Genomic DNA, 15046 nt, shown 5'->3' on the forward strand with positions numbered 1-15046 from the left:
TTCCGTGAATACAACCGTACAACTGTTCAAGAGTGAATCCTTTTTCCAAAATAATCTGAAGCTGTTCGTGAACCGATGTTCCGAAGATTTTGTGGTTCCTTTTCACGCACACGAGTTTGTTGAGTATAGTTATGTCGCAGAAGGAAAGGGCTTTCATCACATTGGTGAAGATATTATTCCGGTACACAAAGGGATGTTATTTGTTATTCCGGTCGGCGTTCCTCATGTATTCCGCCCAGCTACCGCGAATGTATCAGAGCACCCACTCATTATTTATAACTGTCTGTTCAATTCCGAACTGATCCACACCTTGTCCATTATTATTCAGGAGCAGGAGATTCGAAACCATCTGACAGACCTGGAAAAGAATCGAGTTCCTTATGTATCCATCACAGATTACAGCCAGCGGATGGAAGAATTAATGGTAAAGCTGTACCGCGAATCTGCCGTTCCGGGAATCGGCTCTTCCACGATCCTGTATACGCTTGTTAGCCAACTCGTCGTGACAACGTACAGACAGATTCATCAAGCTACCTGCAATGAGAAGGAAAATGCGACTGATATGGAACATATCCTTCATTACCTGGACCAACATGTTAACGAACGAATCCGTCTAAGCGAACTGGTGAATATTTCTGGTTGGAGCGAAAGACATCTTGGACGCATGTTCGTGACCCATACCGGGCGGACGTTTGGTGCTTATCTGCAACATTTGCGCATACAAAAAAGCTGTGAATTGCTGAAGAATTCACAACATAAAGTCAGTTTAATTGCTGAACTTGTAGGCTACCGTGATGTAGATTCATTTTACGCCGTCTTTAAACGAATTACGGGAGAAACCCCTAAGGGCTATCGCAGGAACTTCAGAGCAGAACCATTGAATTAAGTGTGTTCCTGTCTTCCGTTCCTTTCTTAAGGCTCATCTCTTTACAGGATCAAACTTAATCTCTTCATGTTCTCTTTCAAGCAGACGATCTACATAAGCCTTTGCACCTTTCCAAGAGGTCATCAACGGAAACTGATGTTGCTCCCGTTCATTTATATTCCATGGATGAGGGATACAGATGACTTTTTTTCCGTCATTCAGCGCGGGTATCAGGTTATGTGCCCCATCATCAATTAACAGATCGAAGTTAATCAAGTTCTTCCGTTTACATGTTATAAACTGTTCTGGAGATATATATGGCATATGCTTCTGGAGCCAATTCCACTTCTCTACAACCGTTTTGGGCTCAGCCGCTGTTAGGATCAGCAGGTCATAGGCTTGATGGAGCTTTTCCACCTCTTCTACTACATATTCATCGTAAATCTCCAGTTCCTCAAACAGCCCTGGCCGACCATAAAATACATCATGCGTACAATCCGGATGGCGCAGATGGGATGTATCCCAATGTATCATATCCTCATATCGCAGCGGATGGGTTGGGAAGTTGATGTTGTTATGATAGATGGCTCGCTTGACCAGATGACATATGGTATCATCCATATCTACAGCAATAATAGGTTTTTTCATCATTATCCCCTCCAATAGGATCACAGTATATCATCATCAATGTAACAGCGCTATCCTTTTTGAGCTCAAAATAAAAAGCGGCCCCTGCGCCGCAAAAACTGCTGCGCAAGGACTGCCCCCGAAATCAACCCAAATCTTCGCCATTCGTAGCGATGACGTTCTGATACCAACCAAAGCTCTTTTTCTTATAGCGATTCAATGTGCCTTGTCCGTTGTCGTCTTGATCGACATAGATTACGCCATAACGCTTGGACATTTCCGAAGTGGACGCACTGATGATATCAATCGCACCCCAGTTGGTATAACCCATAAGATCTACCCCATCCATGACTGCTTCTTTCATTTGTGTAATATGTTTTCTCAGATAATCGATCCGATAATCATCATTAATGGAACCGTCGGCCTCTACCGTATCCTTGGCACCAAGTCCGTTCTCCACGACAAATAACGGCAGTTGGTAACGGTCATACAGCTCTTTTAACGCCACACGAAGTCCGATCGGATCAAGCTGCCAGCCCCATTCTGTACGCTCCAGGTTCGGATTCTTGATCGTACTGTACAGGTTGCCGCCAGTTACTCCATATTCCTCCGGATTCACTGCGGATACCAGCGATGTGTAATAGCTGAACGAGATGAAATCAACCGTATGCTCTTTCATAATCGCTTCGTCTTCAGGTTCCATCGCAATGGAGATGCCATGCTCAGCCCAGTAACGAGCCATAAAGGTTGGATAACTGCCTCGCACTTGTACATCAGTATGCAGCAGGTTCAGTTGATTATCGATCTGAGCTTGCAGTACATCTTCCGGCTTCGACGTTGCTGGGTAGTGAATCATGCGCGCAAGCATACAGCCAATCTGGAAGTCCGGGTTAATCTGACGCGCCTTCTGCGTTACCAGACTGCTGGCAACAAACTGATGGTGAAGTGCTTGATAGGAAGCTTGCATCACGTTATCGACACGATCCTCAATGATGCCTCCACCCGTGAATGGCTCAATAATTGTTGTGTTGATCTCATTAAACGTCAACCAGTATTTCACCTTGTCTTTGTAGCGATTCATGACAGTCTCGGCGTATCTTACAAAATGTCCGATAACTTCCCGTCCTGCCCAGCCATTGTACTTCAATACCAATGACATTGGCATTTCATAGTGAGAGAGCGTCACGAGAGGTTCAATATTGTGCTTCCGCAATTCGTCGAATACTTCATCATAGAAACGCAATCCTTCTTCATTCGGCTCCGCATCATACCCGTTCGGGAAAATACGCGGCCAGTTGATGGAAAGACGGAATGTCTTAAAACCCAGCTCAGCGAATAACGCAATGTCCTCTTTGAAGCGGTGATAGAAATCAATACCGTAACGCTTCGGATATCCCTTCGCACTGTGGTGAGCCATCGCTTTCTCAACCGTTGCACTGGTCACGTGCATTAGTTCTCTAAGGTTGGTGTAATCCTTCTTCTCAAAATAAGGAACCATATCCGCTGTTGACCAGCCTTTGCCCCCTGCATCAAATCCACCTTCAGCCTGGTTGGCAGCAATTGCGCCGCCCCACAGAAAACCTTCTGGAAACCCTTGTCGATTGATCATGCGTATCTCTCCTCTTCTTATTGATGTCGTCTATTTCGTCTTAAGTTCGTCTTTAGACTTTAAATTTCAGCTTTCAATACTTCTTCGCCGGTCTTAATTGCTCCCAATTTCACAGGCAGAACCTGCTTGTAATCTGCTGTATTCGTAACGACCATCGCCGTTGTAATGTCATATTCCTTGGCAATTTGATCAAGTTCAAACGTGAGTAATTTGTCTCCAGCCTGTACACGTGCTCCCGTAGCGACATGGGCTTCAAAATACTGTCCGCGCAGTTTCACGGTGTTAATCCCCACATGGATCAGAAGCTCCATTCCGTTATCACTGCGGACCACGATCGCGTGTTTCGTTTTGAACACATTCATGATGGTACCTGTAACTGGTGACACCAGTTCACCCACCGTTGGAACAAATGCCACACCTTTACCCATCAATTCATCGCCAAACGTTGGATCATTAACTTCTTTGAGTGCGATCGCTTTACCCGTCATCGGTGCAATGGCTACTGCATCACTTGTTGGTGTTGGAGCACCCATATCGTCCACGTTCACGGTTACAGCATTGCTGGACGGTGCTGCCGCTGGTGCCGCAGAAGCGCCTGGTGAGAATTGAGCCAACGCCTCGGCATCGCCCTCTTCTTCCTTGATCCCGAACACAGTAGACATAATTGCACCCACAACAAAGGCAAGAATCATACCGCCAAAGGAGTACCAGAAGGTTTGTCCGATCAGGGATGGCAGACCCGGAAGACCACCGTTACCTGCAAGCACATAAGCTTTGGCTCCAAAAGCAAGAGCGAATCCGCCACCCACGGCACTACCAATCATCGCAGCGGCAAACGGTTTTTTATATTTCATGTTCACGCCGTACATAGCTGGCTCGGTTACACCCATCAGAGCTGTAAAGCTGGTGGACAATGCAACGGTTTTGAGCTTTTTGTCTTTTGCACGGAAGAATACGCCCAACGTCGCTCCGGCCTGTCCCATATTGGAGATGAACGTCAGTGGCAAAAATTTATCGAAGCCTAATGTAGCAATATTGCTCAGGATGATCGGTACGAGCGCATAGTGCATACCTGTCATAATAATGAGCGCCATCGCGCCGCCCAGAATAATCCCTGCAATTAATCCGCCTTCGTTCAGCAGCCAGTTAATACCACCGGACAAGCCGCTACCTACAAATGTACCCAGTGGACCGATCGCAATCAGCGTTACCGGAACCATAACAAGCAAGGTAATCAGTGGTACAAGCAGCAACTTCAATGCTGCAGGAATAACGCGGTCAACCCATTTCTCAACATAAGACATCAGCCATACGGCAAGCAAAATCGGAATAACTGATGAGGCATAGCTGACAGCCGTTACCGGAATGCCAATAAACGCAACCGATTCACCGCTGGATAGCAATGCGCCCATATCGGGATACATCAGGGCAGTACTTAGCGCAATGGCAACAAACGGATTACTGCCGAATTTGCGAGCTGCACTAACCGCAATCAGCAACGGAAGGAAGTAGAATACGCCATCCCCAATGGCGGAAAGGATACGGTACGTGTCAGTACCTGCTGACATCCACTCCAGGGATACGAATAATGCAAGTAATCCTTTGAGCATACCCGCAGCTGTAATCGCTGGCAGCATGGGTGCGAAGACACCCGCAATCGTCTCAAAAATATTAAGAATTACATTTTTATTTTTTTCCGGTTTAGCTTGTTTATTTTCTGTACTTTGCTGTATTGCCGGATGTTCCTTCACCATAGCATCAAATACTTTGGACACGTCATTCCCGATAATCACCTGGAATTGATCTCCTGAGATATTTGTTCCCATGACTTTATCCAGTTTCTTAAGTGAGTTATTGTCCACTTTATCGTTATTTTTCAGATCAAATCTCAGTCGTGTGACGCAATGATACACCGAGTTGATATTGTTTGTTCCCCCAACGGCTTTGATGATTTCCTGTGCCGTTTCCTGATGTTTCATGATCATTTCCTCCTCATTTTTCCAATAAAAAATACCCGAACAAATAGCCACGTCTTCTACGTGTCATTCATTCGGGTATTGCCTGATTAAACAGTAACAAGCCCAATTGATATTTAGTTAGGTTCTGGTTCATGTGCTGATATTTCATTGGTCACGCTTCGGTTTCATTAACCGCTCCAGATGAAGGGTCAGATACAACTGTTCCGAATGCGTCATATCATACTGATAGTTCTTATGGATAAAAGTTTCAATCTTGCCGATACATTTGAAGGTTTCGGGATAGTTTTTCCGTACGACCTCGTATAAATACTCCTCCGCATCGTCATGTGACGAGTGAGTAATTACCCGTTGGCAGAAATACTTCAAATGAGTAATGAAACGGAAATAGTTGACGCTATCTTCATCCAATTCGACATTGAAGTGATATTTGATAATGTTCATGATTTCCTGAAGCAGCTGCATCAAATGGGTGACATCGTTCATGGAATCATTGACTTCCGCATTGATGAAATGAAGTGCTATGTTGCATATTTCATCCTTCGGAAACTCCACATCCAGTCTTTCCTTTAGCAAGGTGAGCGCTTCCCGAGCCACGTCAAACTCGGCCTTATAGAAATGCTGCACTTCCCAGGAGAGCGGATTGCGTGTAATCATTCCCTTTTCCAGACGCTGAACAGCAAAATGAATGTGATCCGACAGTGAGACATAAATCCCGTCACTGATCGTTTTGTTCAATTGCGTACGTGCCAGTGTCACAATATCATCTGTCGCCTGCAGAATTTCAATCGGCACTTCCGTGACGATGGACTTGAACTTCTCATAGATCGATGCATCCTGAAGCCGGAATACTTTCTCAATCCGTTCTTCATCAATCTCATCGCCCGCCTTGAACTTAAACCCGATACCCCGGCCGAGGATCAGCAGTTCCTGATTTTTGTCATCCACGGTACTGACAATATTGTTATTAAATATCTGTTTAATAATCATGTTGGACCCACCTGTTTTTTTTGAGGATTAAAAAAGGGCAAAACCAAAATAGAAATAATAAAATCATTTCCATAGTGGTTTTGCCCGCATTACCGGTAACAAGCCTCGGATATAATCTATCATAACCTGAAAACGGTGTCAACCCAAAATGCTACCACTGTTATTTTACTTTGTCTTGCTTTCAACAAATATTTCCCTATAGTTCCACGAGTGAGGGTATGCTGTCTTAATATGTACATGTTGATACACAAACAAACTGGAGAAGTCTTCTACTCAAAATGGAATTTTTTTCTTTTCACGGTAACTCTCAGCCTTGAGCACAAATAGGAGCCCTTCTTCCGAAGGACTCACTGTTACTCATATCGCTAATCATTGCTGGAACGTCACATGAATCTGTACAATCTCCGAACGACTGCTAGTACGAATCGGAGGTCCCCAGAAGCCAAATCCCGAGGTGACGATCGAGTGCATGGACCCTTTTTGCAGATAACCCCAATCATTCTCGTAGATAGCCTTAGTAATAAACTGAGCGGGTGAGATCTGACCACGATGGGTGTGACCAGACACAACCAAATCTACATGGTTTTGCTCCGCAATATCCAAATCATAAGGCTGGTGATCCATCATAAGCACAGGCTTGCTTAAGTCGGTATCCTGCATCAACGTCGCTACTTCTGCACGATCCTTCTCTGTCCGGTCTTTCCGTCCAATCAGCGTAATCTTATCGTCCAATGTAACTTTATCATCATACAGAACTTGCATATTACTCTTCTCCAAGGCAGCAATCAGATCCTCGATCGGACCGTTATACTTGTCGTGATTGCCCAGTGAGGCGTAAACCCCATAAGGGGCCTGAATTCCGCTGATAATATCCGCAATTCCACTCTTGAGGTACATATCCAGGTTGTCATCGATAATATCACCAGGATACAGTACCAAATCCGGCTTCAGCACGTTAATTTCTTCCACCATGCGTTTAGCGTGAGCAGGGCCGGACAGCAGGCCAAAGTGCATATCCGCAGCCATAACAATGTTGAGGCTGTCGACACCTTCCACTTTTTTATCAATCTGAATGCTGTATTGTCTTACGACTGGACTATAGGCGTTATAGATACCATAGCCCAACGTGGACAGCAACAGCACGAGAGTGACCACACCTGCCCATTTATGAGCGTAATGTCTTGGAATACGGGTTAGTCTAAGTAACCATAACGTTAGATGAACCACCGGCAGGATCAATAACAGCAGAGAAAAGATTGCAAGCCAGTATGAACCGATAACACTCAGGAAGGAAATACTTCCAAACAACCTTGCCAGTATGAAAGAAATTGCAAGAAATACAAGCGCAACGATGTAAAACCAACGAAATCTCTCAGATACAACCGGCTTCATCCAGCTCCATCCGCTCCGTCCTATGTAAAACACTAATAAACCATACACAACCAAAAACAAGATGCCTGCAAGTACAAACATGCCTCTGTTAACCTCCACGTCAATAAGTTGATTGCTGAATTTTCTCTTAACCAAATTCCAGTCCATCTGAACAAGTATAACGTAGTTAAAGAGGTGAGGACATCTGTTTCCATTCCTCAGATGCGTACATTTTATTACAATTTGGAATACTTAAATTCCAATCATTGTTTAGGCGATACGTCGACCCATAGCCTGTCATCTGAATAAAAAAACATTCCTGCGTCCGCTCATGACTGACTAACCTCATGAACGAGCACAGGAATGCTGAATGATCTCGAATTACATATTACTCGTTAGTGTCCATCCATTGGAAGTGGAATGAACCTTCTTTGTCCACACGTTTGAATGTGTGAGCGCCAAAGTAGTCACGTTGTGCTTGCAGCAGGTTCGCAGGCAAACGCTCAGTGCGGTAGCTGTCATAGTAAGACAACGCGCTGGAGAATCCAGGAACCGGAATTCCTTGAGTTACCGCAGCTGTAACGACTTCACGCCATGCACCTTGGTAGGATTCAACAATGTTTTGGAAGTATGGGTCCAGAAGCAGGTTTTTCAGTTCTGCATCCTTATCATATGCTTCTTTGATGTTTTGCAGGAACTGCGAACGGATGATGCAGCCACCACGGAAGATCATAGCGATGTTGCCGTATTTCAGATCCCAGCCATACTCGTCTGAAGCTGCACGCATTTGAGCAAAACCTTGTGCGTAAGATACGATTTTACTTGCAAATAGCGCTTTACGCACATTCTCGATGAACGCTTTTTTGTCGCCAGAGAATGCTTCAGTTGCTGGTCCATTCAAGATTTTGCTTGCTGCCACACGTTCGTCTTTCATTGCAGACAGGAAGCGGGAGAATACGGATTCCGTAATCATGGACAATGGTACGCCGAGATCCAGCGCGCTTTGGCTTGTCCATTTGCCTGTTCCTTTTTGTCCAGCTGCATCCAGAATGACATCAACCATTGGTTTGCCCGTTTCTGGATCATATTTGGAGAAGATGTCTGCCGTGATTTCAATCAGGTAGCTATCCAGCTCACCTTGGTTCCATTCAGAGAAAATTGCATGCAATTCTTCAACGGACACATTCAGCACGGATTTGAGCAAATGATACGCTTCTCCGATCAACTGCATATCCCCGTATTCGATACCATTGTGCACCATTTTCACATAGTGTCCGGCACCATCTGGTCCGATATATGTGCTGCAAGCATCGTCGCCTACTTTAGCGGAAATGGCTGTCAGAATGGGTTCAACAAGCTCATACGCACTTTCTTGTCCGCCTGGCATGATTGCCGGGCCTTTCAACGCGCCTTCTTCACCACCGGATACACCCGCACCAATGAAGCGGAAACCTTTGGCTTCCAGATCTTTGCTGCGGCGTTGGGTGTCAGGGAAGTATGCATTCCCTCCATCAATAATGATGTCGCCTTCGTCCAAGTGTGGCAGCAATTGTTCAATGGTAGCGTCCGTTGCTTTGCCTGCTTGAACCATAATCAGGATTTTGCGTGGGGATTCCAGGGAAGCTACGAACTCTTCAATCGTGAATGCGCCTGTCAGGTTTTTGCCTTCGGCTTCTTTGAGAAGATCATTCGTTTTCTCCGGGGAACGGTTAAATACCGATACCGAGAATCCTTTGCTTTCAATATTTAGGGCAAGGTTTTTACCCATTACTGCAAGTCCGATGACACCGATCTGTTGTTTACTCATTATGTCCTCCCAATACTCTTTATATATAGTAGGTTAAAATTCGAGATCAACAATCTTTATTACTGAACTGTTTTTTTCCAGTCTGCTGCAAATTTGTCCATCCCTTGATCTGTCAGCGGGTGTTTGGAAATTTGTTCAATGACGGAGAATGGAACAGTAGCGATATGTGCTCCTGCCATTGCTACACGTGTAACGTGATCCGGATGTCTTACAGAAGCCGCAATAATCTGTGCATCCAGGTTATGTGTACGGAACAGCTCAGCAACTTTGGCAACCAATTGCACGCCATCTTCGGAGATGTCATCAAGACGTCCCAGGAACGGGGATACATATGTTGCACCGGCACGAGCAGCAAGCAGCGCCTGGTTCACTGTGAAGATCAACGTTACGTTGGTTTTCACACCTTTTTTAGTCAGGTAACGGCAAGCTTCCAGTCCTGCAAGTGTCATTGGCAGCTTGATTGTGATGTTTTTGTCGTTGTTATTGATTTTGATCAGTTCGTCTGCTTGAGCAATCATCTCTTCAGCCGTGATTGCATCTGGTGTTACTTCTGCAGATACGGATTCAACTTCTGGTACCTCACGCAAAATTTCTTCAATGCGGTCTTCGAATTTCACGCCTTCTTTGGCTACCAGAGAAGGATTCGTTGTTACACCAGACAGGACGCCGATTTTGTATGCTTTTTTGATGTCTACCAAGTTTGCTGTATCGATGAAAAATTTCATATTCAATTACCTCCAAGGGATATGTTTTTTTTGTTTTTTTATGTTACAGATTTGCATTAACAGCCAGAGGAACTTCAATATCATCTTCAGCCTGCTGATCGGCAGGTTGGTCAAACCACCAGTGGTGCCCTTCCGCAGCGAGCATCGCATCAGACTCTGCTGGTCCATAACTTCCAGCCGGATACAGATGAAGTGGGAGCAAATTCTCCTGGAATGCATCCAGAATAGGTTGTACCCAAGCCCAAGAAAGTTCTACTTCATCCCAATGGGCAAAGAACGTTGGATCACCATGCAATGCGTCATGAATCAAGTTCTCATAAGCCTCGGCCAGATCCTCACGATCTGGTGACAGATCGATATGAACAGGTTTGAACTCCCCTTTGTTTTGCGGGTCGCTCGCATTCAGCTGCAGCGTCATGCTCTGGTCAGGACTCATCTCAATCACAAGTAGGTTCGGTTTGGAACCGTTAACCACGTTAGCCTGTCCAGATGGTTCCTTGAATTCGATGACGATGCGAGTTGATTTTTCCTTCATTCGTTTACCGGTACGGATATAGAAAGGTACTCCGCGCCAGAAGAAGTCATCAATCTGCAATTTTGCAGCAATAAAAGTATCATTCATCGTATTCTCGGCAACACCCGGTTCAGCTGCATATCCGCTAACGGATTTGCCTTGAATGTTTCCTTCAGCATACTGTCCGCGAATGACACTTGCACCCACGTTTTGCTTTTGCAGTGGCTCGATCGATTCCATGATGTGTTTTTTCTTCAAACCGACTTTTTCCGTGGTGCTGTTATATGGAAGTTGGATCGCCATCATCATAAGCAATTGCAGCATATGATTCTGGAACATGTCACGCACGGCGCCTACATGATCATAATAGGATGCCCGTTCTTCCACACCAACAGTCTCATTAGCGGTGATCTGCACATTGGAGATATAACGGTTGTTCCACAATGCCTTCATGATCGGATTGCTTTGATGCAAGGTTTCAAGACGCTGCACCATCGGTTTGCCCAAATAGTGGTCAATCCGATAAATTTCTTCTTCCGTGAATGCTTCGCTTAACTTGCGATTCAAGTCACGAGCCGATTGTAGATCATGTCCAAATGGCTTTTCGATCACAAGGCGTTTCCAGCCCGCAGTTGATCCAAGTCCACTACCCTGAATGTTCTCTGCAATGGGTTCGAAGAATTCTGGGCCAACCGAAAGGTAGAACAGACGGTTGGATGGAATGCCAAGTTCAGCCTCTCTTTGTTCCACTAACTTTAACAGCTCTATATAATCTTCCTTATGGCTTATATTCAATACACTGTAACGGAAAGCCTGTACGAATGATTTTACAACTTCAGGATCAGCAGGGCGTCTGGAAAATTCATTTAATGATTTTTCCACTTGTGCCTGAAAGAATTCATCAGACCATTCTCTGCGTCCCAAGCCAATCAGCGAGAAGGATGCCGGAAGTTTTTGCTCAATGTATAAATTATATAAGGCTGGATATATTTTTCTTTTGGCTAAATCGCCAGTCGCACCAAATAAAATAATGCTCGTTGGTTCCATCTCACTATTCTCCTTCCAAGTAACTCTGGTTTCTTTGCTGTAGTTACACTATAATACGTTTCATAGCCATACAAGTAATTAATATATTTCACAGGAGCTATAGACGATATCTATGACAACAAATTATGAACTATATAAGGTATTCTATTGGGCTGCCAAAACAGGCAGTTTGACCCAAGCCGCCAAAGCGCTATATATTACTCAACCAAGTGTCAGCCATGCCATCAAACAGTTGGAAGAAAGCTTTGGTCTCACGCTGTTTTACCGGAATTCCAAGGGAGTTGCGTTAACACAGGAAGGTGTAAGTTTGTATTCCTATATTGAACAATCCCAGATTTTGATCTCGCTGGCCGAGGAGAAAATGGCTGCATTGAAGAGTTTAGACAACGGAGAACTAAGGATTGGTGGCAGTGATTCGCTGTTCAAGCATTACATGCTGTCCTATCTGGAAGAATTTCATGTACTCTACCCCAACATCAAGCTGCATCTAAGTCATGGGACAACGCCGGAAGTCATCACGTTTTTGAAAGAAGGCAAAATTGATCTGGGTGTTGTGCGGATGCCTATCGTTGACCCACAACTTGAGGTCAGGGAAAGTATCCAGCTCAAAGACTGCTTTGTCGCGGGCGAACGATATGCTCAACTGAAGGATAAAGTTATGACATTGGAAATGCTGTTGGAGCATCAGCTCATTCTTTTCTCCAGAAACAGCCGGGTTCGGATGGCAATTACGGAGCTGTTCAACAGCTATGGCTACACACTCAAACCTGAAATTGAGGTCGGCAGTGTGGATTTGTTAATCGAATTTGCACGGAGGGGATTGGGCATATCGTATGTCACCCGTGAATTTATTTCCAAAGAGCTGGAAGAAGGCTCTCTCTTCGAAATTCAGCTGGATGTTGCCCTGCCACCTTCACATGTGGGCATCATGACCAAGCGTAATATGCCAATTTCACTGGCAGCCAACCGGTTTATGGATCTCATTTTCAAGGCGGATTAAGATTCGTCGGTCTGCTGGTGTACAAAAAAAGTGCCTCGTCATCCCAAAAGGATGATGAAGCACTTTTTCTCATCTTAATTCAAGTTCTTTCAATCTGATCTCAATTCTCTCAGGAATCATAGCAAACAGTTGCTGCCAGGGCATGAATAGACTGGGCTCAAGTACAAACTCCTCAAACTCCATAGAGGGAACAAACGCCTTGGTCTGCAGAAAACTTCGCACGCTGGCGTCAATTTCTTCATTGGTCTGGAAATAACCTTCGAACATCTCGTTTACGAGCAGACCGTCACAACCCGCATTGGCGCCTGCTGCACTATACAAATCTGGCAACAGTTCAAACACCACAGGGATCGGAGAAAAAGCATGTTTGCCTGGCTGCGAGTATAAACACACATGGCGTCCAACCACATTAACTCGATCTTTCAGCAATCCCCGAAGTACTCTCCCATGGAAGCTGGCTTCACAGTCCATGACTTCACCGTCATGGCCCACATATATCCACACATGCTCCATTTCGTACAAATGCCCAATTTCATAATCCCACCAAATCGAAAATTCAATCACATATTGGACCGCCTCAACCGGAAAATGAATCTCCCGCTCGAATGACGGTGAAGGTCCTGATTGATCCAGAATGGAAACGCCTACAAAATCCGGGTAAAAGGGTTCATTTCGATCAAACATCAATACAGGTGCATAGCTCATCGCGGTTTCCAGCATTTCCTGCTCAGTCATGGTCATGGATCGTCCCTCCACATTCTTTGAGTGCTACTACTGTAACAAGCCAATGTTATGCCTATCTTAACAGAGAATTCGGAATGTGTTAATTGGAACAAAATTTAAGCCCGTAACCGGAAAGTTTTCCGGTCACGGGCCTGAAATCAATCATTTGATAGGAGAACGAAATAACGTTATCCCTTTGAATTTTTGGAAGATTTGGAAGCTTTGATCGCCTGATCGGAAATAGAATCCACACATCCAATCGGCGGTCCCAAAATCGCGTCATTTTTGATGGATGCCACTGCCGTCCTGTACGCCTCCTCATCAATACAGTATGCACGATGGGCAACTTCAGGCGGTGTTGCAGCCAGGAAGTCAGCCCCCAGCACAATGTCCGGTGTAGGTTGATCAAAAATCGTCAACAAGTGCACATCATCGGTCTCCGCCACAAACCAGTGAAACCATCCTTGAGGGAATATCGAAACCTGGCCTGGCTTCAAGTGATAACTTATCCGCTCCCGCTTGAACGGATCGTAAACAGAAGTGGTAATTTCCCCGTTGATCAGAACGACCATCTCGGTCACATTTGTATGCCAATGTGGCTGCACAATAATACCTTTGCTCATGTGTACATTGAAGAATCCATTTTTGATCGTAGGCAGCTGCGGTCCAAACAATTGGGTAATATAATTGCGCGAATCACGCTGATAATTCAACACCGCTGTCGAATCGGCCGCCAGCTGAACATTCGGGGCTTGCAGAATCGGATTAGTCATACCGCTGTTTCCTCCTTAATAGGCATACATCTCATTGTTGTACTGTATGCGCTAATTAGCGGAGATAATACCGAGGACACGGCTCCAATGTAATTTTTATCGGACCGTGTAACTTACATCCGTTCATTAGGTGAAAATCATCCACTCTCAAGTAAAATACAAAAACACCCTTTTCCTGTTGAAAACCGGTCTGGGGCGTTAATTGTTTTATTTTATCTATAGGCTTGGCTTAAATTAAGCAAGACCTGGGTATCTTCCCCCTGCGGCAAATCCTTTGGGAGATATCCGTTCAATCTCAGCCAATTCATCATTGGTAAAAGAAACCTGCAAGGCACCAAGATTCTCATGAACTCTCTCCAAACTGCGAGTACCAGGAGATTTTCTCTTACTTTTATCCGTAAAACGGGCTCAAAGATAAAAGGCTGACTCCATGTAGGAATCAGCCTTTTATCCTTTTCGTATCTATTCTCAATCATTCTACGGTGCTTCAACAGTTGTTCCACAATACTCACAATCCGTCGATTGCTTCCGATATACCTTCGCCTTCGCCCCACATCCCGGACAACTCACCGAAACCTTCCATCGGGAATCAACAAAATGGTCATGGTGTCTATTATGTAATTTAGGAGATCCTCATCGTTGTTCCACAATACTCACAGTCCGAAGACAAATTCGGATAAACCTTTACCTTTGCCCCACACCCCGAACAATTCACAGATACAGGTTCTTGCGGTTCCTCGTATTCATGATCGTGGTACTCATCTTCATAATACCCTTCATCATCATATTCCTCTTCATTGTCATAATGGTAGTGATAATGATCAGCCTTGGGATGGAATTTAGGTCGACTACACATTTTAATTCCTGTAACAAGTACGATAACGCCAGGTATAAAAAGAATAATCGTACTAATAATAGCCATTTCGGTTCCCTGGGATATTAATAATATAGATAATAAGATGGTCAGAGATGAAAGTATAATGAATATAATTCCAAAAAATTTCTTCACAGCTTTTCCT

At 44.7% G+C, this 15046-nt stretch carries 14 protein-coding genes; 2 read left to right on the forward strand and 12 right to left on the reverse strand.

The annotated features are described in order from the left end of the window. Positions 1–4 precede the first annotated feature (4 nt). The gene (locus HP548_RS17830) at positions 5–886 is read left to right on the forward strand and encodes a helix-turn-helix domain-containing protein (RefSeq protein WP_175382416.1); all 882 of its coding nucleotides are present in this window, start codon (positions 5–7) and stop codon (positions 884–886) included. Positions 887–919: 33 nt separating this feature from the next. On the opposite strand, the gene HP548_RS17835 is transcribed toward HP548_RS17830, so the two are convergent. The 8 genes from HP548_RS17835 to zwf all read right to left on the reverse strand — a co-directional run bounded on the left by HP548_RS17835 (position 920) and on the right by zwf (position 11531). After that, positions 920–1513, reverse strand: a complete 594-nt coding sequence (locus tag HP548_RS17835) for a 5' nucleotidase, NT5C type (RefSeq protein ID WP_076289041.1) — start codon at positions 1511–1513, stop codon at positions 920–922. Between the two features lie 124 nt (positions 1514–1637). Next, complete coding sequence (locus tag HP548_RS17840; protein WP_175382417.1) at positions 1638–3101, reverse strand: glycoside hydrolase family 1 protein; 1464 nt, start codon at positions 3099–3101, stop codon at positions 1638–1640. A 59-nt stretch (positions 3102–3160) separates the two neighbouring features. Continuing rightward, entirely contained in the window at positions 3161–5080 is a 1920-nt protein-coding gene (locus tag HP548_RS17845; protein ID WP_175382418.1) for a beta-glucoside-specific PTS transporter subunit IIABC, read from the reverse strand. A gap of 144 nt (positions 5081–5224) precedes the next feature. Beyond that, positions 5225–6067: a BglG family transcription antiterminator LicT gene (licT, locus tag HP548_RS17850; RefSeq protein WP_062328359.1), complete on the reverse strand. Its 843-nt coding sequence runs from the start codon at positions 6065–6067 to the stop codon at positions 5225–5227. A 369-nt stretch (positions 6068–6436) separates the two neighbouring features. Beyond that, positions 6437–7540, reverse strand: a complete 1104-nt coding sequence (locus tag HP548_RS17855) for a metallophosphoesterase (RefSeq protein WP_175382506.1) — start codon at positions 7538–7540, stop codon at positions 6437–6439. A 286-nt stretch (positions 7541–7826) separates the two neighbouring features. Continuing rightward, positions 7827–9245 carry an NADP-dependent phosphogluconate dehydrogenase gene (gene gndA, locus HP548_RS17860; protein WP_175382419.1) on the reverse strand — a complete coding sequence of 473 codons (1419 nt, stop codon included), beginning with the start codon at positions 9243–9245 and terminating at the stop codon, positions 7827–7829. 59 nt (positions 9246–9304) lie between these two features. After that, positions 9305–9970, reverse strand: coding sequence for a fructose-6-phosphate aldolase (fsa, locus tag HP548_RS17865; RefSeq protein ID WP_024630525.1), 666 nt, complete (start codon positions 9968–9970; stop codon positions 9305–9307). A 43-nt stretch (positions 9971–10013) separates the two neighbouring features. After that, a complete protein-coding gene (gene zwf, locus HP548_RS17870) occupies positions 10014–11531 on the reverse strand; it encodes a glucose-6-phosphate dehydrogenase (RefSeq protein WP_175382420.1) in 1518 nt (505 codons plus the stop codon). Positions 11532–11643: 112 nt separating this feature from the next. Here zwf and HP548_RS17875 point away from each other — a divergent pair, with 112 nt between their 5' ends. Continuing rightward, positions 11644–12531, forward strand: a complete 888-nt coding sequence (locus tag HP548_RS17875) for a LysR family transcriptional regulator (RefSeq protein WP_063563125.1) — start codon at positions 11644–11646, stop codon at positions 12529–12531. Positions 12532–12600: 69 nt separating this feature from the next. Here the strand turns inward: HP548_RS17875 and HP548_RS17880 are convergent, their stop codons facing one another. The 4 genes from HP548_RS17880 to HP548_RS17890 all read right to left on the reverse strand — a co-directional run bounded on the left by HP548_RS17880 (position 12601) and on the right by HP548_RS17890 (position 15036). Continuing rightward, positions 12601–13272 carry a hypothetical protein gene (locus HP548_RS17880; RefSeq protein WP_175382421.1) on the reverse strand — a complete coding sequence of 224 codons (672 nt, stop codon included), beginning with the start codon at positions 13270–13272 and terminating at the stop codon, positions 12601–12603. Between the two features lie 170 nt (positions 13273–13442). Continuing rightward, positions 13443–14027: a cupin domain-containing protein gene (locus HP548_RS17885; protein WP_175382422.1), complete on the reverse strand. Its 585-nt coding sequence runs from the start codon at positions 14025–14027 to the stop codon at positions 13443–13445. A gap of 234 nt (positions 14028–14261) precedes the next feature. Further along, on the reverse strand, positions 14262–14387 hold the full coding sequence (locus HP548_RS33750) for a hypothetical protein (protein WP_281364879.1): 126 nt from the start codon (positions 14385–14387) through the stop codon (positions 14262–14264). A gap of 262 nt (positions 14388–14649) precedes the next feature. Beyond that, complete coding sequence (locus HP548_RS17890) at positions 14650–15036, reverse strand: hypothetical protein (RefSeq protein WP_175382423.1); 387 nt, start codon at positions 15034–15036, stop codon at positions 14650–14652. Positions 15037–15046 lie beyond the last annotated feature (10 nt).

The sequence above is a fragment of the Paenibacillus taichungensis genome, from assembly GCF_013359905.1.
GTDB classification, from domain to species: domain Bacteria; phylum Bacillota; class Bacilli; order Paenibacillales; family Paenibacillaceae; genus Paenibacillus; species Paenibacillus taichungensis.